The organism is Clavibacter zhangzhiyongii (assembly GCF_014775655.1).
Taxonomy (GTDB): Bacteria; Actinomycetota; Actinomycetes; order Actinomycetales; family Microbacteriaceae; genus Clavibacter; species Clavibacter zhangzhiyongii.
In genome coordinates this window covers 246,068-266,132 of the sequence record NZ_CP061274.1, presented here as the reverse complement: position 1 = coordinate 266,132, position 20,065 = coordinate 246,068, and the positions used below count along the sequence as shown (strand labels likewise).

Here is a 20,065-nt window from a genome sequence, read left to right as displayed (position 1 = left end):
GGCGCTCAGGGGGAGAGCCCGGTGGCGATGCGCTGCGTGTTGACGCGCATCATGGCGAGGTAGTCGGGGGCGCCGCCCTCGGGACCCGTGAGGGACTCCGTGAACAGCTCGACCACCTCCACGCGGATGTCGGCCTCGCTCGCCAGCGCCTGCACGAGGCGGTCGGGCGACGAGGATTCCGCGAAGATCGTGGGGACGCCGGTCTCCTCGACCGCCGACACGAGGTCGGCGAGGTCGCTGGCGGAGGGCGCGGCGAGGGTGGTGCCGCCGGGGATCACGGCGCCGACGACCTCGAAGTCGAAGCGGTCGGCGAGGTACCCGAAGACGTGGTGGTTGGTGACGAGGGCGCGGCGCTCGGCGGGGATCGCGCCGAACGCGGCGGTCATCTCCGCATCCAGCGACTCGAGCTCGGCGCGGTACCCGGCCGTGTGCGCGGCGACGGCGGCGGGATCCACGCCGTCGATCCCGGCGAGCACCGGCTCGAGCGCGTCGACCACGTCGACCATGCGCGCCGGATCCGTCCAGAAGTGCGAGTCGGGCATGCCCTCCGCGTCGCCCTCGGCGTAGTCGAGGACCTCGATGGCGTCGCCCGCCACGAAGCTCGGCACGTCGGCGGCGGTCGCCGCGTCGAGGTGCTGCTGCAGGCCCTCCTCCAGGCCGAGGCCGTTGGAGACGACGAGGTCCGCCGAGCGGAGGCGCGCGGCCTCCTGCGCGGAGATCTCGAAGGAGTGCGGATCCGCGTCCGGCTTCATCAGGGTGACGACCTCGGCCTCGTCGCCCACGAGCTCCTCGACGACGTCGCCGAGGATGTTGGTGGACACGTAGACGGTCGGCCGGCCGTCCCCCGCGGTCGCGCAGCCCGTGAGGGCGAGCACGGTCGCGGCGGCCGCGGCGGCGCCCGCGAGCGCCGTGCCGATCCGGCGGGCGCTCATCGGCCGGTCTCCGCGGTGAAGGCGGGCTCCGCCGCGGTGTCGAAGGTGCGCGCGACGCGGGCGCCGTCGGCGTAGTCGATCTCGTGCAGCCGGCGCTCGACCGGACCCGCGAGGTAGGCGCGCTGCTGGTCGGCGACGAGGGTCGGGATCCGACCGGCCGCGATCGAGTCGGCGACGAGCGGTCCGCTGTCGGAGAGCACGGCGCCGTCCTCGCCGGAGAGCACGAGCACGCGGCCGTCGCGGGCGAGCGCGAGCAGGTGCTCGTCCGCGTCGTCGACCGCGGTCGCGTGCACGAGCGGCGCGGGTGCCGGGAGCAGCTGCCAGGAGCGCTCGCGGGTGTCGAGCAGCCAGATGCCCTGGTCGCCGGCGAGGGCGGCGACCGTCGGGCGGCCCTCGCGGTTGTCGAAGGACGTGGCGGCGGGGGCCGTCGTGCCGTCGGGGTAGGGGATCCGCTCCACGCTCAGCTCGTCGCCGTCCACGCTCGCGAGGAGGGCGCCGTCGGAGCAGCCGATGACCGCGCCCACGCGCGTCGTGATGGTGCCGGCGGCGTCCGGGCACGGCTCGACGAGGCCGGTGCGCTCGCCGTCGGCCGTGTACCCGGCCACCGTGGCGTCGGCGCCCTGCCCCTCGGTGACGAGCGCGAGGGATCCTACGGGCACGACCATGCCGGGCCCGGGCTCGCCGTCGAGGCGGAACCGCTCCTCGACCTCGCCCTTCGAGAGGGCCTCGGTGTCGAGCAGCACGGCCTCGCCGGACCCGGGGAAGAAGAGCCCCGTGCCGCCGGTGGTGGAGAGGTTGGTGGTCGCGACCGTCGCGGTGCCGCCGCCCTCGACCGTGCCGAGGAGGCGCGGATCCGCCCGGTAGTAGTGGAAGTGGTCGACGTGGTCCCAGGTCCAGACGCCGCTGTCGACGATCTCGACGCCCGCGTCCGTCTGCGCGAAGAGGTACCGCCCGTCGGTGTCCATCGCCGTCGGGGCGCCGATGCCGCCGAGGTCGGCGACCGACCCGTCGAGGAGGTCGAGGTGCGAGACGGCGCCGTTCGGGTCGACGGAGGTGAGGCCGAGGCGCGGCTCGGAGAGCTCGGCGGCACCCGCGACCTCGCCGTGACCCTCCCCCTGCTCGTCGGTGGTGGGCTCGGCGGCGGGCTCGGCCGCGGGGCCGGCGGCGCACGCGGTCAGGGCGAGCGCGAGGCCGGCCAGGAGGGGGATGGCGGGGATGCGGGAGCGCACGGGGTCCTTCCGTCGGGGTGGGGTCGGGGCGGGATCGCGGCGGTCGGCCGTCGCGGCGGTCATGCGGTGGTCACGAGGCGGGCACGCCCGCCGGGGAGCGGGCGGGCGGCTCGGCGGCGGCGCGGCCGCGGTCGGCGGCGGCTCCGCGGGAGCGCCACGCGGTGAGGCCCGCCCGGGCCGCCCCCGAGAGCGCGGCCACGGCGATCGCGGTGACCGCCACCGAGGCACCCGCCGCCGTCGCCGCGTGCCACGACACGAGGAGGCCGACGAGCACGGACGCGATGCCGAGCACCGCCGCGAGCGCCATCCGCGTGGGGATCCGGGCGGTCCAGTGCCCGGCGGCGACGGCCGGCGCGAGCAGCAGGCCGACGACCAGCAGGGATCCGACGGCCTGGTACGACGCGACGACCGCGAGGGTCACGAGCCCGACGAGCGCGGCCTGCGCCGAGCGGGGGCCGAGGCGCAGCACGGCGGCGATGCGGGGATCCAGCGCGAGCGCCACGAGCGGCCGGTGGAACGCCCACGCCGTGCCGAGCCCCACGACGACGGCGCCGCCGAGCAGCGCGATGTCGAGCGGGGTGATGGCGAGGATGTCGCCGAAGAGGATGGCGGTCGCATCCGTGGCGAAGCTGCCCGAGTGCGAGATCACGACGACGCCGAGGGCGAGCATCGCGACGAAGAGCAGGCCGATGCTCGTGTCGTAGGAGAGCCGGCCGCGGCGCTGGAGGGCGGCGATGCCGAGGCTCATCGCGACCGCGCTCAGCGCGCCGCCGACGAGCACGGGCAGCCCGAGCACCGTGGCGAGCGCGACGCCGGGCAGCATCCCGTGGGCGAGCGCCTCGCCGAGGAACGCCATGCCGCGGATGACGACCCAGGTGCCCACGACGCCGCAGAGGATCGCGACGAGCGCGCCGCCGAGGAGGGCGCGCTGGAGGAAGTCGAGGGCGAAGGGCTCGAGGATCCCGGAGGTGAGGAAGGGCACGATCCCCGACCGTAGTCGAGAATGAGAACGCTTATCAAATGGATAGGATCGACCCCATGCCCTCCGCGACGACGACCGCTCCCGCCGCCTCCCTCCGCGCCGCCCGGGTCGACTTCGGCGACCGCCGCGCCCTCGACGGGGTCGACCTCGACGTGCGCCGCGGGGCCGTCACCGTGATCGCCGGCCCGAACGGCGCGGGCAAGTCGACGCTCCTCGAGGTGATCGCGGGCACCCGCCCGCTCGCCTCCGGGACCCGGACCGCCGCGGATCCCGCCGCCTTCGTGCCCCAGCGCGCCGCCGTCCCCGACGGCCTGCCGGTCACCGTGCGCGACGTCGTCACGGTGGGCGCATGGGGCAGGACGGGCCGCTGGCGCCGGCTCGACGCGGAGGCGAGGCGGGCCGTCGACGACGCGCTCGACCGGCTCGGCCTGATCCCTCTCGCGGGGCAGGGGTTCGCCGCGCTCTCGGGCGGCCAGCGCCAGCGCGCCCTGCTCGCGCAGGGCATCGCGCGCGGTGCCGGGCTGCTGCTCCTCGACGAGCCGACCACCGGGCTCGACGCCGCGAGCGCCGGGTGGATCCGCGCGATCCTGCGCTCCGAGGCCGACCGCGGGGTCGCCGTGGTCGCCGTCTCGCACGACCCCCTGGTGCTCGCCGACGCCGACCGCGTCGTGCGGCTCGACGACGGGCGCGTGGTCGCCGACCCGGCCGACTGACGAGGCTGATCCGATCCGATCCGATCCGGCCGCGCCGCCCGGGCCGGCCGCGCTCAGTGCCGGTGCTCGGCGTCCCAGGCGGGGAACGGATCCGCGTAGCCGTGCCACGCCTCCGGCCCCTCCACGAGCTCGCCCGGCGCGAGCAGGCACGCGCCGAGGACCGCGTCGAGCCGGGCGCCGTCGAGGCCCTCGCCGACGAAGGCGATCTCCTGGCCCGCGGGCGAGTCGGCGTCCCAGCTGAGCATGCCGGTGGGATCCAGGCTCAGCACGTCGCCCGCGGTGGCCCACGAGCCGACGGTCGCGGGCCGCGTCGCGAGGCGCACGAGGCCGCGGGAGCGCGCGATGCGGCCGACCTCGCCGGGCACGAGGTCGTGCGCGACGGCCGCGTGCAGGCGGCCCGGGTGGAAGGGGCGCGGGTCGCGGAAGACGTGGACGCCCATCGCGCCGTCGGCCCGCGCGGGCCCCTCCCCCGCGAGCGCGACCTGCCAGCCCATGCCGGCCGCCAGCCGACGCGCCCGCTGCAGCCGGATCCGCAGGCGCCCGGTCGCGAGCGACTCCCGGTCGCCCACGGACACGACCCGCGCGTCGGGCGCGAGCAGCGCCAGCAGCGCCCGGACGCGGTGGCCGTCGGGCGTCGGGCGCGCGGGATCCAGGTCGCCGAGCACCACGACGCTCGCGCACTCGAGCCGGCCGGCCAGCCGCTCGGCGGCGTCGAACGGGACGCGGTCCTCGCCGTCGGGGTCGAGCAGCAGGTCGCGGATCTCGGCCACCGAGGAGACCGCCACCACGTCGAGGATCCCGATGGGCGTCGCCCCCGGATGCCGGGCCTCGACGACGTGCTCCAGAACCAGCGCGACCTCGAGGGGATCCGCGGCCGGCTCGAGCGCGACGACCGCGAGCCCGATGCGCCCGTCGTCGGCGTCGGCGATGAGGCCGTCGGCGAGGTCCGCGCCGAGGTCGCCGCTGTCGCCGCCCGGCGCCTCGACCACGGACGGCGCGGCATCCGCGGATGCCCCGGTCGTCGCGGCGGCGACGCGCGAGGCGGTCGTGAGGTCGCTCGCGGAGACGAGGGTCACGGCGAGGCCGCGGCGGACGGCGGGGTCGGGGAAGTCGGCGTGGGGATCCATGCCCCGATCCTAGAAGAGAACCGTTCTCATCTAGCGCACGACCACGTCGGCGGGGCGACCTAGGCTGCGAGAGGGGACTCGAGAGCAGGGAGACGGCATGGCCGAGCACGTGGATCCGCGCGGGGACGACCGCCTGGACGAGACGACCGAGACGGTGCGCTTCGGCCTCGACGGCATCGTGCACGAGATCGACCTCGACGCATCGGCGGCCCGGGAGCTGCGCGACGCGCTCGCCCCCTACGTGGCGGCCGGCCGCCGCACCGCGGTGACCATCACGCCCATCCGCGACGACGCCGCGACCCCGGGCGCCGGCGCTGGCTCCGCCCCCGGCTCCGCCCCGACCGGCGAACGCGCCGCCGCCCGCGCGTGGCTCGAGGCGAACGGGCACCGGCTGGGCCCCGGCGGCCGCATCTCGGCGACGCTCATGACGCTCTACCGCGGGCGCGACGGGCGCTGACCCGCCGGCTCCGGCACCATGGACGCGTGAGCACCGCCGATCCCCGCCTCCTCCCCTCCCTCCCGCGCCTCGAGGGCGAGCGCGTGATCCTCCGCCCCTTCACCCCCGCCGACGTCGACGCGATGGGGCCGGTCCTCGCCGACCCCGACGTCATCCGCCTCACCGGATCCGCGCACACCACGGCCGAGGTCGAGGAGATGGCCGCCCGCCCGGAGCTCGACGACCGCACCCGCACCTGGTACGCGACGCGCGCCGACCAGCCCGATCGCGTCGACCTCGCGCTCGTCGACCGCGCGACCGATGCGTGCGTGGGCGAGGCCGTGCTCAACGAGTGGAGCCCCGAGGACCGCAGCACGAACCTCCGCATCCTCATCGGCCCCGCCGGCCGCGATCGCGGGCTGGGCTCGGAGGCCGTGCGCCTCCTGGTCGACCACGCGTTCGCCGCGACCGACCTCGCGCGCATCTCCCTCGAGGTCCTGGACGTCAACCCCCGCGCTCACCGCGTCTACGCGCGCGCGGGCTTCGTCGAGGAGGGCCGCCTCCGCGCGGGCTTCCGCTTCGACGGCGAGCCGGTCGACGTGATCGTCATGGCGCTGCTCCGCACGGATCCGCGGGGCTGATCCGGCCTCGTCCGGCTCCGCGCGGAGCGCGACGGGCGCGACCGGACCGGGACGACGGCAGCGCCCGCGCGCCGAGATCCCGCTGGTGGACCGCGCCCACCCCGCCACGCACGACGCCCGCCGGCCGCGGGTGCGGCGCGACGGGCGCGTGGTCGAGCGGATGCGACTAGCCGAGCGACACGGCCGTCCACGACACGGGCGGCAGCGTGATCGTGAGCGTGCCGTCCGTCAGCGACGCCGAGGAGTTCGGCGTGAGGCCCACGCGCTCGCGGTCCTCGAACGTGTTCTTCGCGTAGACGTCCTCGTCGTGGATGCCCGCGGCCTCGAGCACCTCGGAGACCGCGAGGCCGGCGACGTCGACCTCGATCGTGAGCGCGTCCGTGATGCTGCGGTTCACGAGGAAGACGGCGGCGCGGCCGGTGGCCTCGTCGAAGGTCGCGACGGAGTCGACGAGCGGCGCCGTGCCGTGCACCGCGGTCTCGTACGTGCCGACGTCGACGCGCGGCCGCAGCACCTCGCCCTGCGCGAGCCGGCTCGTGACCGAGAACGGGAAGAACGTCGTCTGGCGCCAGGCGCCGCCGCCGGTCTCCGTCATGATCGGCGCGATCACGTTCACGAGCTGCGCGAGGCTGGCCGACGTGACGCGGTCGCTGTGCTTGAGCAGCGTGATCATGAGGTTGCCGAGCACGACCGCGTCGGCGACCGAGTAGACGTCCTCGAGCAGGTGCGGCGCGTAGGGCCAGCCCTCGGTGATGACGCCCGACTCCTGGTGCTCGTCGAGGTACCAGACGTTCCACTCGTCGAAGGAGATGTTGACCGTCTTGTCGCTCTTCAGGCGGTGCTTCACGTGGTCGGCCGTGGAGACGACCGTCGCGATGAAGTACTCCATGTCGAGCGAGGAGGCGAGGAAGCTGCCGAGGTCGCCCTTGCGCTCCTGGTAGTAGGCGTGGGCGGAGATGAAGTCGACCGAGTCGTAGGTCTTCTCCAGGACGATCCGCTCCCACTCGCCGAACGTCGGCATGCCGGATCCGCTGCTGCCGCACGCGACGAGCTCGAGGGTCGGGTCGACCATCTTCATGGCGCGGGCGGTGCGGCCGGCGAGCGTGCCGTAGTCCTCGGCGGTCATGTTGCCGACCTGCCAGTCGCCGTCCATCTCGTTGCCGAGGCACCACATCTTCACGTTGTGCGGCTCGGGGGATCCGTTGGCGATGCGCAGGTCGGAGAGCGCGGTGCCGGAGGGGTGGTTGGAGTACTCGAGGATGTCGAGCGCCTCGAGCACGCCGCGCGTGCCGAGGTTGACGGCCATCATCAGCTCGCTGCCGGTGAGCTCGCACCAGCGCGCGAACTCGTCGAGGCCGACCTCGTTGGTCTCGAGCGAGTGCCAGGCCAGGTCGAGGCGCTTCGGGCGCTGGGCGCGCGGGCCGACCCCGTCCTCCCAGCGGTAGCCGGAGACGAAGTTGCCGCCGGGGTAGCGGATGGTGCTCGTGCCGAGCTCCTTGACGAGGTCGACGACGTCGCCGCGGAAGCCGTCGGCGTTCGCGGTGGGGTGGCCGGGCTCGTAGATGCCGTCGTAGACGCAGCGGCCGAGGTGCTCGACGAACGAGCCGAACGTGCGGCGGTTGACGGGCGCGACGACCGCGGTGCGGTCGATGGCGATCCGTGCGTCGGCCGACGGGAAGGCGTCGGTCGTCGAGGGGGCGTCGGTCATGGAGTGGTCCTTCACTTCATCGGGAATGGGGCCGATCGACGCCGGGGGTGCCGGGTGGATCCGAGCCGTTACAACGTTGTAAGAGCAACGTCACCCCATTCTCCCGGGGGTGTGCGCGCGGTGTCAACGCGGATGCGGGCGCGGCGGGCGATCGCGTGCCACGCTGGCCCGATGCCCACTCCCGCCCGCACGCAGGCCCTGTTCCTCGGCGGGCGCTCGGGCGTCGGCAAGTCGACGGTGGCGGCGGAGGTGGCGCGGATCCTCACGGCGGCCGACGTCGCGCACGCGCTCATCGAGGGCGACGCGCTCGACCAGGCTCACCCGGAGCCGTGGCGGCACGGCATCCCGCTGGCCGAGCGGAACCTGGCGGCCATGTGGCGGAACTACCGCGAGGCGGGCTGGACGCGGGTGGTCTACGCGAACACCGTCAGCGTGCTCGAGCTGCCGGCCCTCACCGCGGCGCTCGGCGGCGAGGTCGACGCGGTCGCCGTGCTGCTCACGGCCGACGACGTGACCGCGGCCGCGCGCCTCGCCGGGCGCGAGATCGGGTCGGGGCTCGCCGAGGCGGTGGAGCGCAGCGCGGCCGCGGCACCACGGCTCGAGGCGGGCGCGCCGGACGCGGTGCACCGCGTGGCGACCGACGGCCGCACCGTCGCGGAGATCGCGGCGGAGGTGGTGGCGCTCAGCGGGTGGTGCGCGACGGGCGACTTCGCTGCTCCTGGGCCCGCTCGATGACATCATCAAGCCGATCAGCGGCTGATGATGTCATCAACGCGCTGCGGCGGCTCGAGTCCTCGCTCACGCCGGCCCCACGTGCCGCCCCGGGACCGGGCTCGAGTACACGACGTGGGTCGTGATCCCGCCGAGGACGGCGAGGCGACCGGTGATGCGCTCGAGGTCGCGCATCGAGCGGGCGTAAGCCTTGACGATGAAGCAGTCGGCGCCCGTCACGTGGTGCGCCTCGACGATCTCCGGCAGCTCCGCGACCAGCGCGTGGAACGGCCGGTAGTCGCCCGACGGGTAGGCCAGCCGCACGAAGGCGGTGACGGCCCAGCCGAGCGCCTCGGGATCCACCGTGATGGAGTACCCCGTGATGATCCCGGCCTCGGTGAGCCGGCGGACCCGCTCGGCGGTCGCGCTCGCCGAGAGCGAGACCGCGCGGCCGAGCTGCGCGACGCTCATCCGGCCGTCGCCCTGGAGCTCGGCGATGATCGCGTGGTCGGTGGCGTCGAGGCTCAGCGGCGGATTCGTCGGCATGCGGCCGAACCTACCGGGCGATCCGCGGCGCGACGGCCCCGATGCCGCGCGACGGCCCTTCCCCGTCCCCATGCCCGGCCGCTTCGATGGAGGGCATGCAGACGAGCCTCACCGCGACCGACTTCTTCGCCGCCAAGCTGACCTACGAGACGGATCCCGCCGACCTCGCCGCCGACCGCGCGAGCGGCGCCGCGCCCCTCGTGGTGGACGTGCGATCCGACGCGTCGTGGCGCCAGGGGCGGATCCCGGGAGCCCTCCACATCCCCGGCGCCGAGCTCGCCGCGCGCGCCGCCGCCGAGGTGCCCGACCGGGACGCGCGCGTCGTCGTCTACTGCTGGGGTCCCGGGTGCAACGGGAGCACGCGCGCCGCCCTCACGCTCGCGACGCTCGGCTACACGCGCGTGCAGGAGCTGATCGGCGGGTTCGAGTACTGGGCGCGCGAGGGCTACGCGGTGGTCACGGACACGGGGCGCACGCGGCGGGCGCCGGATCCGCTCACGGCACCGGCCGGCTGACGACGGGCGCGCTGGCCGCGACGGCCGCCGCCGCGAGCTCCGCGAGCAGGTGGTCGCGCTCCTCCTCGTGCGCCGTGATGGTGACGACCGCGTCGCGGGATCCGTCCACAAGCACGTACTGCCCGTACCGGCCGTCGAGACGCCACGCGTCGCCGGGGCCGTCCCAGGTGGCGAGGCCGTAGCGGGCGAAGGGGGCGGCGGGGTCGTCGGCGCCGGTCGGAACCCAGCTGCCGTGCATCCGGTCGATCCACTCCGCGCTCACGAGCTGTCGACCCTCCCAGGCGCCTCGGTCGCGGAGCAGCCGGCCGATGCGCGCGAGCTCGCCGGTGCGCAGCTCCAGGCCGCTGCCGCCGACGATGAAGCCGAGCGGGCAGCGGTGCCACTGCGGGTTCTCGATGCCGAGCGGTGCGAACAGGCGCGGGAGGAGCCAGTCGCGCACGTCGCCGACCGCGGCGGCGAGCATCCGCATGGCGACGTAGGGGCTGGCGTCGCTGTAGCGGAACACCGCCCCGGGGCCGTGGGTCGGGAGCCCGAGCATCGCCTGCGCGAGGTCGGGACCGGGCACGGGCTCGTCGCCGAACCAGGCGAAGTCGATGCCGCCGGTCATGGTGAGGAGATGCTCGACGGTGACGCCGTCGACGCCCGGGCCGAGGTCGAGATCCGGCAGCAGCTCGGGGACGCGCGTGTCGAGGCGGAGGATCCCCTCGTCGACGGCGATGCCCGCGGCGAGCGCGCACACGCCCTTCGACACCGAGTAGAGGTTCTCGCGATCGTCGCTGCGCCAGCGGTGCGCGACCTCGTCGTCGCCGATCCGCACGACGACGCCGTACGCGCCGAGCCGCTCGCGGTCGATCCCCTCGACGAGGCGGGCGAGGGCGGTGGCGGCGGTGCTCATGGGTCCAGTGTGGCGGCGCCGCGGCGACCCGGCCCGGATCAGCCGCCGGCCACCAGCGCCGCGAGCCGCTCCAGGTCGGCCGCGACGAGCGCCGCGTCCTCCGCGAACGTGACGTCGGTCATGCCCGGCCGGCGGAAGAGGGTGAAGACGACCTCGCTGCCCTCGTCGTTCGGGAGGACGCGCAACGGGTTGCGGACCACGGTGCCGTCGGGGAGCGTCACGTCGTGGTCGAGGATCCCGAGCTCGCGCGGCCCGGTGAACGCGATCTCGACGGCGCCCATCGGCGAGTCCGACAGCCAGCGCCCGCCCTCGAGCCGGATGCCCGAGCTGACGCCCGCCGCCCACTCGGGCAGCCGCGCGGGATCCCCCGCCACGGCGACGACGGACGCCACGTCGGCGTCGACGGAACGGGTGATGTGCAGCGCGGGCCAGGTCACGCTCCGACGGTACCGGGCAGCGGCGCAAGGGAGGGAGACGGATCCGTCGCGAGCCGCGCGTGTGTCTCCACGTCGAACCGCGCATTCCCGTACCGGAGCTTCGCCCGCTCGATCCCTTCCGGGACGAACCCGGCGCGCGTCGCGACACGGCACGACGCGGGGTTGTTCACCCGATGCCCTAGCTCGAGACGGTAGAGGCCGTCGGCGAAGGCCCAGTCCGCTGCGGCCGCGAGTGCGCGGGTCGCGAGTCCGCGACCGCGACCGGCCGCTGCCAGCCAGTAGTGGAGCCAGGCCGTGCCGTGCCGACGGTCGATCGCGGACACGCCGACGCTGCCGACCGCGACCCCGTCGTCGACGATCGCCCAGATGCGGTGGGCGTCATCGGACGCGAGCGGACCCGCGATGTGCGCATCCGCCGCCGCGACCGTCGCGAGGTCAGCACCGCCGAGCTGGGTCAGGAGGTCCGGCGTGGTGAGGAAGGCGTCGCGGAGGGCGGGAGCGTCCGCCGCGGTCCACGCGCGGAGATGCGGGCCGCCCACTTCAGCGGACCCCGTCGAGGCCGTCGTCGTACCGCTCGCGGGCCGCCTCGATGCGCGGCATGTGCACGGCGGCCCAGGCGAGGATCGCCTCGACGGGCGCGCGCATCGACTTGCCGAGCGGCGTGATGCGGTACTCGACCGCCACGGGCCGGGTGCTCAGGACGACCCGCTCGACGATGCCGTTCCGCTCGAGCCGGCGCAGGGTCGCGGTGAGCGACTTCTGCGTGACCGCGGGGATCGCGCGACGCAGCTGGGAGAAGCGGCGCGGCCGCTCGCAGAGCAGGTCGAGGACCTCGAGCGACCACTTGTCGAGCACCTGGTCGAGCAGCTCGCGGTGCGGCGCCGCGATGGCGAACCGGTCGTCGGGGTCGTGCAGGGCGTGGTCGTGCGTGGGCTCCGCGGTATCCGTCACGACACCCAGTCTCGTGGAAGCGACCGCCCGGTACCGGGTATCCAGGAGATACCCGTCCGATCCGCGGCCGGAACCGACCCAAGGAGCCCCATGCCCGTCCATCTCTCCTCCCCCGCCGGCCTGATGCAGCCGGTCCCGTACCATCACGTCGCCGTCGCGACGGGGTCCCGCCAGGTGCACGTGTCCGGCCAGATCGCCCGCACGGCCGACGGGTCCCCGGTGGCACCCGGCGACCTCGCGGGCCAGGTCGCGCACGCCCTCCGCAACGCGCACGCCGGGCTCGCGAGCGTCGGCGCGGGCTTCGGCGACGTCGTCCGGTTCACCTTCTACGTGACCGGCTGGACGCCCGACCGCATGGGCCCCTTCCTGGCGGGCGTCGAGTCGGTGGCCGCCGAGCTCGGGATGCCGAGCCCGATGCCGCCCGCGTCGCTCATCGGCGTGGAGATCCTGTTCGAGCCGGACGTGCTCGTGGAGGTGGAGGCGACCGCGGTGCTCGACTGAGGCCGAGCCGCGGCCGCCGGCCGACCGCGCCGCGCCTCAGTACTCGATGCGCCCGTGCCGGCTGTGGAACTCGCCCGTCGGCCCGTCCGGTCCGACGAGCGCCATCGCGACGGTCGCGTCGGTGCCCTCGGTCACGGTCTGGTGGCCCGCGTTGCCGTTGAACTCGGTGGCCGTGTAGCCGGGGTCGGTGGCGTTGATCCGGAACGCCGGCAGGTTCTTCGCGTACTGCACGGTCGCGGTGATGAGGGCGGCCTTCGACGCCGTGTAGGGGATGGCGAGCACGTGGCTCTCGTCGGTGCCCTCGCCGCGGAGCGCGCGCGGCCAGCCGACACCGGAGGCGACGTTCACGATCACGGGGGCCGCGGAGGCGCGCAGCAGCGGCAGCGCGGCCTGCGTCATGCGCACCACGGCGACCACGTTGGTCTGCAGCACCGCGAGCATGGCCTCGGGCGTGAGGTCGTCCACGCCCAGCGCGGTGCCGAGGATCCCGGCGTTGTTGACGAGCACGTCCAGCTCCGGCAGCGACGCCAGGGCGCGGTCGACGCTCGCCTGGTCGTCGACGTCGAGCTGGACGGGGTGGGCGCCGACGGCGCGGGCGGCGTCGCCGTCGGCGGTGTCGCGCATGCCGGCGTGGACGGTGTGGCCGGCCTCGACGAGGCGGCGGACGGTCTCGAGTCCGAGGCCGCGGTTGGCTCCGGTGATCAGTGTGGTGGTCATGGGTCGAGCCTGCGCCCTGCCCGCCGCGTCGCCCAGGCACCGGTCGACGGGAGGACCGGCGGTACCAGGCTGATCCGCCCGCGGGCGCGGAGGATGGGCACATGACCGAATTCGCGAGCGTCCTCCGCTCCTGGCGCGAGCGCGTGCAGCCGGCGGACGTGGGCCTGCCCGCGGGATCCCACCGCCGCACCGCGGGCCTCCGCCGTGAGGAGCTGGCCGCGCTCGCGGGCGTGAGCGTCGACTACGTCGTGCGGCTCGAGCAGGGCCGGTCCGTGAATCCGTCGCCGCAGATGCTCGGGGCGCTCGCCCGCGCGCTCCGCCTCACGGAGGACGAGCGCGACCACCTCCACCGGGTGGCGGGCGTCGCCCCGCCCGGCCGCGGCGAGGTGCCGCGCCACATCACGCCGGGCGTGCACCGCATCGTCGACCGGCTGGGCGACGTGCCGATCGCGGTGTTCACGGCGACGCACGACATGCTGCTCTGGAACCCGCTGTGGGCGGCGCTCAACGGGGACCCGTCGGAGCGCACCGGCTGGGACCGCAACCTCGTCTGGACCTACTTCACGCAAGGGCACGGGGGCACCGACTTCGACGCCGTGCACGAGGAGGAGTTCGCGCGCGACCTCGCCGCCGACCTGCGGACCGCCGTCGGCCGCTACCCCGCGGATCGCGCGCTCGCCCGCCTCGTCGCGCGGCTGCGCGCCGAGGCGCCGGAGTTCGAACGGCGCTGGAGCGAGGCGCGCGTCGCCGAGCACCGGTCGAGCCGGAAGACCGTCACGAGCACGCCGGTCGGCCCCATCACGATCGACTGCGACACCCTCTCGGTGCCCGGCAGCGACCTCCGCATCGTCGTCTACACGGCCGAGCCCGGCAGCACCGACGAGGCGCGGCTCGACCTGCTGCGGGTCACGGGCCTGCAGGCGCTGACGACGGCGCCCGTGGAGGTGGCGGGGGCCTGACGGCGCCGGCCGGGAGGATCCGGGTCAGCGTGCCGCGGCGATCCTGTCCAGCCACTCCGCGAGGAGCGACCGCTCGCCCGCGCTGAGGCGGTCCGCGTCGGCCACGTGGGCGCGGAGGGCGACGGCGCGCTCGACGAGGCCGGGCTCGTGCCGGGTGCGGCCGCGCGCCGGCGGCGTGAGGATCCGCTCCTGCACCGCCTCCCACATGGCGTCGACGAGCGCGTGGTCGCGCTCCGCGGCCGGGCGGCGGATGGTCGAGAGGAGCGCGCCCGTGGCGGCCGCGTGGATCAGCTCCACCGCGAGCGGCTCGGCGACACGCAGGCGCCCGGCGAGCGCGACGCGGTGCACGCGCTCCTCGAGCAGCGCGACGCCGGCGCGCACCGCGGGAGATCCCGGTCCGCGGGCGGGGTCGCTCATCAGCGCGTACAGCTCGGGGTTGTCGAGCGCGAACGCGATCGTCGCGTCCCAGCCCGCGCGGAGGTCGTCGACCGCGTCCACCGCGTCCTCGGCGGCGGCGCGGAGCGCGACGGCCTTGCGTGCGGAGAACCGCGTCATCTCGGTCTCGGCGACGGCATCGAGGAGGCCCTCCTTGTCGCCGAAGAGCCGGTAGATGGTGGGCGCCTGGACGCCGGCGGCCTCGGCCACGGCACGCGTCGTGACCGCAGCGCGACCCTCGGCGCGCAGCAGGTCGGCGGCCACGTCGACGATGCGGTCGCGGGTCCCGGCGCGCGGGTCGGCCGGGGCGGGGGTCTCAGCGGTCACGGAACGACGATAACGCACCTCTGTTAGCGCACTGCTTCCCGTGCTACCGTTGAGACGTTTCCACCGCTAACACGAGAGGCAGATCCATGATCGTCATCACCGGAGCCACCGGCGCGCTCAACGGCGCCACCGCCGAGCACCTGCTCGAGCGGATCCCCGCGACCGAGCTCGTCGTAGTCGCCCGCGATCCCGACGGGGCGCGGTCCTTCCTCGACCGCGGCGTCGAGGTCCGCCGCGGCGACTACGCCGACGCGGCTTCCCTGCCCACGGCCTTCGCGGGCGCCGACCAGCTCCTGCTCGTCTCCTCCAGCGACCCGCGCGCCGACGCCGTGGCGCTGCACCGCACGGCGATCGAGGCCGCGGCCGAGGCGGGCGTCGGCCGGATCCTCTACACGAGCCACCAGGGCGCGGCCGCGGACTCCCCCTTCGCCCCCGCGCGCGACCACATCGCGACCGAGCGGATCCTCGCGGGCTGCGGCATCCCGTGGACCGCGCTCCGCAACGGCTTCTACCTGCACAGCATCGACCTGCTGCTCGGGCCGTGGCGGGAGACGGGCGTGATCCGCGTGCCCGCCGACGGCCGCGTCTCGTGGACGTCGCGTGCCGACGCCGCGGAGGGCGCCGCGCGGATCCTGCTCGCCGACGCGCCGCTCGACGGCCCGGTCACCCTCACCGCCAGCGCGGCGCCGACCATGGCCGAGGTCGCGGAGCAGGCCTCCGAGGTCGCCGGACGCGACGTGCGCCTCGAGCTCGTCGACGCCGAGGACTGGATCGCCGGCCTCGTCGCCGTCGGCACGCCCGAGCCCGTCGCGCGATTCCTCCTCGGGCTGCCGCTGGCCGCCGCCGGCGGGTTCTTCGCGGGCACGGACCCGCTGCTCGCCCGGCTCCTCGGCCGCGAGCCGGAGAGCGTGCGCGACCACCTCGCGCGCGCCTGACCCGCGGCTGCCGCGCACGACGGAGCCCCGGCCGCCGCGTCTCGAGGACGCGGCGCCGGGGCTCCGTCGTGCGGTGCGGGATCAGCTCGGCTCGAGCACCCGCTCCGATGCCGTGACCGGCGCGACGGACGTGCCGACGTACCGCTCGTCCGCGGTCGTGACGTGGTGCACGGATCCGGTGATCGCGATCGCGGCCTCCGTCTCCTTCACCGCGCTCGACGGGCCGACCCACAGCTCGACCGCGCCCGGCTCGACGATGCGGCGGTACCGCAGGTCGGTGAAGGCGAGGCGCGAGGTGGGCACCGTGAAGGTGACCTCCGCCGCCTCGCCGGCCGCGAGGTCGAGACGCAGGTAGCCGAGCAGCTGCGCGACGGGCCGCGTCACGCTGCCCTGCACGTCGCGGGCGTAGAGCTGCACGACGTCGGTGCCGTCTCGGTCGCCGGTGTTGCGCACCACGACGGTCGCCGTGAACGACTCCCCCGCCGTGACCTCGGGCGCCTCGACCGCGAGGCCGGTGCGCGCGAAGGTCGTGTACGACAGGCCGTGCCCGAACGGGAGGACGGGCGTGGGGTCCGCGCTCGTCACCTCCGAGGGGCCGCCGAGGATCGGGTGCAGGTACGAGAACGGCTGCGCGCCCGCGGAGCGCGGGAGCGAGACCGGCAGGCGGCCCGACGGCGACACCCGGCCGGAGAGCACACCCGCGATCGCGGATCCGCCCTCCTCGCCCGGGAAGAACGCCTGGAGCACGGCCGCCGGAGCGGTCTCGCCCTCGAGAGCCCACGCCACCGCGTACGGCCGGCCGGTGAGCAGCACCAGGACCACGGGGGTCCCGGTGGCGCGCACGGCCTCGACCAGCTCGCGCTGGACGCCCGGGAGGTCGAGGCTCTCGACGTCGTTGCCCTCGCCGACGGTGCCGCGGCCGAAGAGGCCCGCCCGGTCGCCGACGACCACGACCGCGAGGTCGGATCCGCGCGCCGCCTCGACCGCGGCGTCGATGCCGGAGCGGTCGTCGCCCTCGACGTCGGCGCCCTCCACGAGCACGAGCTCGCTGTCGGGCAGCTCGAGGCGCAGGGCCTCGGCGACGGTCGGGATCGCGAACCCGAGCGGCGTGCCCGGGTGGTGCGCGAGCACGTGGTTCGCGAACGAGTAGCAGCCCATGAGCGCCTCGGCGCTGTCGGCGTTGGGGCCGATGAGCGCGATCCGCCCGGGCGCCGTGCGGTCGCCCGACGCGAGCGGCAGCGTGCCGTCGTTCGCGAGCAGCACCACCGACTCCTCCGCGAGCCGGCGCGCGACGTCCCGGTGGGCCGGGGTGTCGAGGTCGATGTGCGCGGGCGGCTCGTCGAAGGTAGCGTCGAGGAGCCCCAGCTCCTCCTTCTCGTCGAGCACGCGGAGCACCGCGCGGTCGACGAGCGACTCGTCGGCGAGCCCGGCGCGGATCCGCTCCGCCAGCGGCGCGAGGTACGCGTCGCCGGTGGGCAGCTCCACGTCGATGCCGGCCTCGAGGGCCAGCGCCGCCGCCTCGCCGCGGTCGCCCGCGACGGCGTGCATCACCTGGAGGAACGCCACGGAGAAGTAGTCGGAGACCACGACGCCGTCGAAGCCCCAGCGGCCGCGGAGCACGTCGGTGAGGTACTCGGGCGTCGCGCCGACGGGCGCGCCGTCGATCTCGGCGTACGAGTTCATGACCGAGCGCACGCCGCCGTCGAGCACCGCCATCTCGAAGGGCGGCAGCAGCACGTCCTCCACGAAGCGCGGGCCGACGTGCGCGGGCGCGTGGTTGCGTCCGGACTGCGAGACCGAGTAGCCGACGAAGTGCTTGAGCGTGGCGTGGATCCCGGCCGACTGGAGCCCGCGGACGTACGCCGTGCCGATGGTGCCGACCACGTACGGGTCCTCGGCGATGCACTCGTCGACGCGGCCCCAGCGGGCGTCGCGGATCACGTCGAGCACGGGCGCGAGGCCCTGGTGCACGCCGAGCTCCCGCATCGACCCGCCGATGAGGCCGGCCATCTCCTCCACGAGACCCGGGTCGAAGGACGCGCCCCACGCGAGCGGCGTGGGGAAGGTCGCGGCCTGCCACGCGGCGAGCCCGGTGAGGCACTCCTCGTGCACGAGCGCCGGGATCCCGAGCCGCGTCTCCGTCTGGAGCCGCCTCTGCTCGGCCCAGAGCCAGGACGCGCGCTCGACCGGATCCACGGGACGCGTGCCGTACACGCGGGTGAGGTGCCCGAGGCCGTGCTCGGTCGCCTCCTCGTAGCGGCCGGTCGTGGCCATCTCGCCCTGCATGGGCGCGACGACCTCGCCGCCCTGGTCGACCCAGTAGCCGACGATCTGCGCGAGCTTCTCCTCGAGGGTCATGCGCGCATGCAGCTCGCGCACGCGGTCCGACACCTCGGGCAGCGCGACGGCGCCGGGGGCCGTCTCCGCCCCGGTCACCCCTTCACCGCGCCGGTGAGGCCGCCGACGATGCGGCGCTCGAAGATGGAGAAGAAGATGAGCGCGGGGATCATCGACAGCGACGTGAACGCGAGCACCTTGGCCGTGTCGACCGAGTACTGCGACGAGAACGACTGCACGCCGAGCGGCAGCGTGTACGCCGACGCGTCGCTGAGGATGAACAGCGGCAGCAGGTAGCTGTTCCAGCTGCCGATGAACGCGAGGATCCCGACCGTGATGACGCCCGGCATCGACAGCCGCACGACCATGCGGAAGAAGAACCCGAGGCGGCTGCACCCGTCGATGAACGCGGCCTCCTGGATCTCGTCCGGGATCGCGCGCAGGAACGGCACCAGGATGATGATCGTCGTCGGGAGCGCGAACGCGATCTGCGGGAGGATGATCCCCGGCAGCGAGTTCGTGAGCCCCAGCGAGCGGATCACGATGTACAGCGGCGTGATGGCCACCGTGATGGGGAACATGAGCCCCGACGCGAAGACCGCGTAGAGCGCCCCCCGGCCGAAGAACGTGTACCGGGCCAGCACGTAGCTCGCCATGAGGCCGAGCACGACCGCGCCGAGCGTGGTGCCGAGCGCGGCGATGAGCGAGTTGCCCACCTGGCGCCAGAACATCGAGCCCGTGAGGACGTCGAGGTAGTTCTGGATCTGGAACGGCGACGGGAAGCCCGCCGGGTCGGTCGTGATCTGCGCGTTCGTGCGGAACCCGCCGAGGATGATGTACGCCACCGGCGTCAGCATCAGGGCGATGAGCACGACCGCGACGAGGTACGGGACGGGGTTGTTGCCCTGCCCCGGCGTCTTCGCCCGCTTGGGCTTCGGCGCCTTGGCCGAGTAGGTGGGATCCAGGTCCGCGTTGCGCGGAGCTGCGGTGGCGACGGTCACTTCTTCGCCTTCCTTCCTGCACCCGTGAGGGCGCCGGCGGTGTCGCGGTTGAGCACGAACCGCTGGTAGATCAGCGCGACGACCAGGGAGATGAGGAACAGCACCACGGCGACGGCGTTGCCGTACCCGTAGTTGCCGGATCCGCGCCCGTTCGCCACGAGGTACGTGGCCATGGTCGAGGTGCCCGCGGTGGCCGAGATGTACTGGCCCCAGATGATGTAGACGAGGTCGAACAGCTGCAGCGAGCCGATGATCGACAGGAACGCCCAGATGCGCAGCGTCGGCGCGAGCAGCGGCAGCGTGATGCGCCGCTGGATCTGCCAGTACGACGCGCCGTCGATGGCGGCCGCCTCGGAGAGCTCCTCGGGGATGCCCTGGAGGCCGGCGAGGAAGAGGATCACCGCGAAGCCGATGTACTTCCACGTGATGATCGTCATGAGCGACCAGATCGCGATGTCCGGGTTCGCCAGCCAGTCCTGCTGGAGGTCCGCGAGGCCGATGTTCGCGAGGAAGCCGTTCAGCGCCCCGGAGCCCTGGAGCATGAGGCTCCAGCCGGTGCCGACGACGACCTCGGAGATCACGTACGGGACGAAGATCAGCACGCGGATGATCGACTGGCCGCGGAGCTTCCGGTTGAGCAGGAGCGCCACGAGGATCGCGACCGGGCCCTGGAGCACGAGCGACAGGATCACGATCACGGCGTTGTGCATCAGGGCCTCGTGGAACGTGGGGTCCTGGAGGATCGTGATGTAGTTCCGGAAGCCCACGAACACGGTGGGCGGGCCGAAGCCCTGCCAGCTGAAGAAGCCGTAGTAGGCCGCCATCACCACGGGGTAGATGACGAAGCCCACGAAGAAGAGGAGGGCCGGGCCCACGAGGATCAGGACCTCGAGGCGCCCGGACCAACCCAGGCCGCGGCGTCGACCCTTCACCGCCGAGGGCGGCGTCGTCACGACGCCGCCCTCGGGGTGTGCAGGATCAGCCGCGGGACGCTGCTCGTCGAGCGAGCTCTCGCGGAGTGACATGTCGG

Annotated in this window: 23 protein-coding genes; 8 read left to right on the top strand and 15 right to left on the bottom strand. The window is 74.5% G+C overall.

The features are described 5' to 3' along the window. Positions 1-5: 5 nt before the first annotated feature. From aztC to aztB, 3 genes are read right to left on the bottom strand one after another with little or no spacing between them, the layout of a single operon-like run. Positions 6-932: a zinc ABC transporter substrate-binding protein AztC gene (gene aztC, locus H9X71_RS01310; RefSeq protein ID WP_191147969.1), complete on the bottom strand. Its 927-nt coding sequence runs from the start codon at positions 930-932 to the stop codon at positions 6-8. Continuing rightward, positions 929-2,224 (bottom strand): ABC transporter, encoded by a 1,296-nt coding sequence (locus H9X71_RS01305; protein WP_244961695.1) that lies wholly within the window; start codon positions 2,222-2,224, stop codon positions 929-931. The genes aztC and H9X71_RS01305 overlap by 4 nt, the downstream gene beginning before the upstream one ends. Before the next feature lie 7 nt (positions 2,225-2,231). After that, entirely contained in the window at positions 2,232-3,143 is a 912-nt protein-coding gene (gene aztB, locus H9X71_RS01300; protein ID WP_244961694.1) for a zinc ABC transporter permease AztB, read from the bottom strand. Between the two features lie 56 nt (positions 3,144-3,199). Between aztB and aztA the strand changes: the two genes are divergently transcribed. After that, positions 3,200-3,856: a zinc ABC transporter ATP-binding protein AztA gene (gene aztA, locus H9X71_RS01295; RefSeq protein ID WP_191147968.1), complete on the top strand. Its 657-nt coding sequence runs from the start codon at positions 3,200-3,202 to the stop codon at positions 3,854-3,856. A 53-nt stretch (positions 3,857-3,909) separates the two neighbouring features. On the opposite strand, the gene H9X71_RS01290 is transcribed toward aztA, so the two are convergent. Next, positions 3,910-4,983, bottom strand: a complete 1,074-nt coding sequence (locus H9X71_RS01290) for a CobW family GTP-binding protein (RefSeq protein ID WP_191147967.1) — start codon at positions 4,981-4,983, stop codon at positions 3,910-3,912. A gap of 97 nt (positions 4,984-5,080) precedes the next feature. Here H9X71_RS01290 and H9X71_RS01285 point away from each other — a divergent pair, with 97 nt between their 5' ends. Both H9X71_RS01285 and H9X71_RS01280 read left to right on the top strand, forming a co-directional pair. Next, positions 5,081-5,440, top strand: a complete 360-nt coding sequence (locus H9X71_RS01285) for an Lsr2 dimerization domain-containing protein (protein WP_191147966.1) — start codon at positions 5,081-5,083, stop codon at positions 5,438-5,440. A 26-nt stretch (positions 5,441-5,466) separates the two neighbouring features. Beyond that, on the top strand, positions 5,467-6,060 hold the full coding sequence (locus H9X71_RS01280) for a GNAT family N-acetyltransferase (protein WP_191147965.1): 594 nt from the start codon (positions 5,467-5,469) through the stop codon (positions 6,058-6,060). A 166-nt stretch (positions 6,061-6,226) separates the two neighbouring features. On the opposite strand, the gene arfA is transcribed toward H9X71_RS01280, so the two are convergent. Next, a complete protein-coding gene (gene arfA / locus H9X71_RS01275; RefSeq protein ID WP_191147964.1) occupies positions 6,227-7,768 on the bottom strand; it encodes an arabinosylfuranosidase ArfA in 1,542 nt (513 codons plus the stop codon). 171 nt (positions 7,769-7,939) lie between these two features. On the opposite strand from arfA, the gene H9X71_RS01270 reads away from it, so the two are divergent. After that, positions 7,940-8,503, top strand: a complete 564-nt coding sequence (locus H9X71_RS01270; RefSeq protein ID WP_191147963.1) for a nucleoside/nucleotide kinase family protein — start codon at positions 7,940-7,942, stop codon at positions 8,501-8,503. Between the two features lie 63 nt (positions 8,504-8,566). Here H9X71_RS01270 and H9X71_RS01265 read toward each other — a convergent pair whose 3' ends face one another. Continuing rightward, complete coding sequence (locus tag H9X71_RS01265; RefSeq protein ID WP_191147962.1) at positions 8,567-9,025, bottom strand: Lrp/AsnC family transcriptional regulator; 459 nt, start codon at positions 9,023-9,025, stop codon at positions 8,567-8,569. An 86-nt stretch (positions 9,026-9,111) separates the two neighbouring features. On the opposite strand from H9X71_RS01265, the gene H9X71_RS01260 reads away from it, so the two are divergent. Further along, positions 9,112-9,540, top strand: a complete 429-nt coding sequence (locus tag H9X71_RS01260; RefSeq protein ID WP_191147961.1) for a rhodanese-like domain-containing protein — start codon at positions 9,112-9,114, stop codon at positions 9,538-9,540. Here H9X71_RS01260 and H9X71_RS01255 read toward each other — a convergent pair. From H9X71_RS01255 to H9X71_RS01240, 4 genes are read right to left on the bottom strand one after another with little or no spacing between them, the layout of a single operon-like run. Further along, positions 9,521-10,435 carry a serine hydrolase domain-containing protein gene (locus H9X71_RS01255; protein ID WP_191147960.1) on the bottom strand — a complete coding sequence of 305 codons (915 nt, stop codon included), beginning with the start codon at positions 10,433-10,435 and terminating at the stop codon, positions 9,521-9,523. The two genes, H9X71_RS01260 and H9X71_RS01255, sit on opposite strands and share 20 nt — an antisense overlap. A 38-nt stretch (positions 10,436-10,473) precedes the next feature. After that, the gene (locus tag H9X71_RS01250; RefSeq protein WP_191147959.1) at positions 10,474-10,872 is read right to left on the bottom strand and encodes an SRPBCC family protein; all 399 of its coding nucleotides are present in this window, start codon (positions 10,870-10,872) and stop codon (positions 10,474-10,476) included. Next, positions 10,869-11,411 (bottom strand): GNAT family N-acetyltransferase, encoded by a 543-nt coding sequence (locus H9X71_RS01245; RefSeq protein WP_191147958.1) that lies wholly within the window; start codon positions 11,409-11,411, stop codon positions 10,869-10,871. Before H9X71_RS01245 ends, H9X71_RS01250 begins: the two co-directional genes overlap by 4 nt. 1 nt (position 11,412) lies before the next feature. Further along, the gene (locus tag H9X71_RS01240; RefSeq protein WP_244961693.1) at positions 11,413-11,823 is read right to left on the bottom strand and encodes a winged helix-turn-helix transcriptional regulator; all 411 of its coding nucleotides are present in this window, start codon (positions 11,821-11,823) and stop codon (positions 11,413-11,415) included. A gap of 90 nt (positions 11,824-11,913) precedes the next feature. Between H9X71_RS01240 and H9X71_RS01235 the strand changes: the two genes are divergently transcribed. Next, the gene (locus H9X71_RS01235) at positions 11,914-12,324 is read left to right on the top strand and encodes a Rid family hydrolase (RefSeq protein WP_191147956.1); all 411 of its coding nucleotides are present in this window, start codon (positions 11,914-11,916) and stop codon (positions 12,322-12,324) included. Positions 12,325-12,360: 36 nt separating this feature from the next. On the opposite strand, the gene H9X71_RS01230 is transcribed toward H9X71_RS01235, so the two are convergent. After that, positions 12,361-13,041 carry an SDR family NAD(P)-dependent oxidoreductase gene (locus tag H9X71_RS01230; protein ID WP_191147955.1) on the bottom strand — a complete coding sequence of 227 codons (681 nt, stop codon included), beginning with the start codon at positions 13,039-13,041 and terminating at the stop codon, positions 12,361-12,363. A gap of 101 nt (positions 13,042-13,142) precedes the next feature. Here H9X71_RS01230 and H9X71_RS01225 point away from each other — a divergent pair, with 101 nt between their 5' ends. Continuing rightward, positions 13,143-14,000, top strand: a complete 858-nt coding sequence (locus H9X71_RS01225) for a helix-turn-helix transcriptional regulator (RefSeq protein WP_191147954.1) — start codon at positions 13,143-13,145, stop codon at positions 13,998-14,000. Positions 14,001-14,024: 24 nt separating this feature from the next. Here the strand turns inward: H9X71_RS01225 and H9X71_RS01220 are convergent, their stop codons facing one another. Then, positions 14,025-14,762, bottom strand: coding sequence for a TetR/AcrR family transcriptional regulator (locus H9X71_RS01220; RefSeq protein WP_191147953.1), 738 nt, complete (start codon positions 14,760-14,762; stop codon positions 14,025-14,027). Between the two features lie 86 nt (positions 14,763-14,848). Here H9X71_RS01220 and H9X71_RS01215 point away from each other — a divergent pair, with 86 nt between their 5' ends. Continuing rightward, positions 14,849-15,697, top strand: a complete 849-nt coding sequence (locus tag H9X71_RS01215; protein WP_191147952.1) for an SDR family oxidoreductase — start codon at positions 14,849-14,851, stop codon at positions 15,695-15,697. An 81-nt stretch (positions 15,698-15,778) separates the two neighbouring features. Here the strand turns inward: H9X71_RS01215 and H9X71_RS01210 are convergent, their stop codons facing one another. Genes H9X71_RS01210 through H9X71_RS01200 form a run of 3 tightly spaced genes read right to left on the bottom strand, consistent with a single transcriptional unit; the run spans position 15,779 to position 20,060 of the window. Further along, a complete protein-coding gene (locus H9X71_RS01210; RefSeq protein ID WP_191147951.1) occupies positions 15,779-18,133 on the bottom strand; it encodes a beta-xylosidase/alpha-l-arabinosidase in 2,355 nt (784 codons plus the stop codon). Continuing rightward, a complete protein-coding gene (locus tag H9X71_RS01205; protein WP_191147950.1) occupies positions 18,130-19,035 on the bottom strand; it encodes a carbohydrate ABC transporter permease in 906 nt (301 codons plus the stop codon). The genes H9X71_RS01210 and H9X71_RS01205 overlap by 4 nt, the downstream gene beginning before the upstream one ends. Continuing rightward, complete coding sequence (locus tag H9X71_RS01200) at positions 19,032-20,060, bottom strand: carbohydrate ABC transporter permease (protein WP_191147949.1); 1,029 nt, start codon at positions 20,058-20,060, stop codon at positions 19,032-19,034. The genes H9X71_RS01205 and H9X71_RS01200 overlap by 4 nt, the downstream gene beginning before the upstream one ends. Positions 20,061-20,065 lie beyond the last annotated feature (5 nt).

Coding starts and splice junctions, on each gene's coding strand:
- aztC (WP_191147969.1), bottom strand. CDS start 932: ATGAGCGCCCGCCGGATCGGCACGGCGCTCGCGGGCGCCGCCGCGGCC.
- H9X71_RS01305 (WP_244961695.1), bottom strand. CDS start 2,224: ATGACCGCCGCGACGGCCGACCGCCGCGATCCCGCCCCGACCCCACCC.
- aztA (WP_191147968.1), top strand. CDS start 3,200: ATGCCCTCCGCGACGACGACCGCTCCCGCCGCCTCCCTCCGCGCCGCC.
- H9X71_RS01290 (WP_191147967.1), bottom strand. CDS start 4,983: ATGGATCCCCACGCCGACTTCCCCGACCCCGCCGTCCGCCGCGGCCTC.
- H9X71_RS01285 (WP_191147966.1), top strand. CDS start 5,081: ATGGCCGAGCACGTGGATCCGCGCGGGGACGACCGCCTGGACGAGACG.
- arfA (WP_191147964.1), bottom strand. CDS start 7,768: ATGACCGACGCCCCCTCGACGACCGACGCCTTCCCGTCGGCCGACGCA.
- H9X71_RS01270 (WP_191147963.1), top strand. CDS start 7,940: ATGCCCACTCCCGCCCGCACGCAGGCCCTGTTCCTCGGCGGGCGCTCG.
- H9X71_RS01265 (WP_191147962.1), bottom strand. CDS start 9,025: ATGCCGACGAATCCGCCGCTGAGCCTCGACGCCACCGACCACGCGATC.
- H9X71_RS01260 (WP_191147961.1), top strand. CDS start 9,112: ATGGAGGGCATGCAGACGAGCCTCACCGCGACCGACTTCTTCGCCGCC.
- H9X71_RS01255 (WP_191147960.1), bottom strand. CDS start 10,435: ATGAGCACCGCCGCCACCGCCCTCGCCCGCCTCGTCGAGGGGATCGAC.
- H9X71_RS01235 (WP_191147956.1), top strand. CDS start 11,914: ATGCCCGTCCATCTCTCCTCCCCCGCCGGCCTGATGCAGCCGGTCCCG.
- H9X71_RS01230 (WP_191147955.1), bottom strand. CDS start 13,041: ATGACCACCACACTGATCACCGGAGCCAACCGCGGCCTCGGACTCGAG.
- H9X71_RS01225 (WP_191147954.1), top strand. CDS start 13,143: ATGACCGAATTCGCGAGCGTCCTCCGCTCCTGGCGCGAGCGCGTGCAG.
- H9X71_RS01215 (WP_191147952.1), top strand. CDS start 14,849: ATGATCGTCATCACCGGAGCCACCGGCGCGCTCAACGGCGCCACCGCC.
- H9X71_RS01200 (WP_191147949.1), bottom strand. CDS start 20,060: ATGTCACTCCGCGAGAGCTCGCTCGACGAGCAGCGTCCCGCGGCTGAT.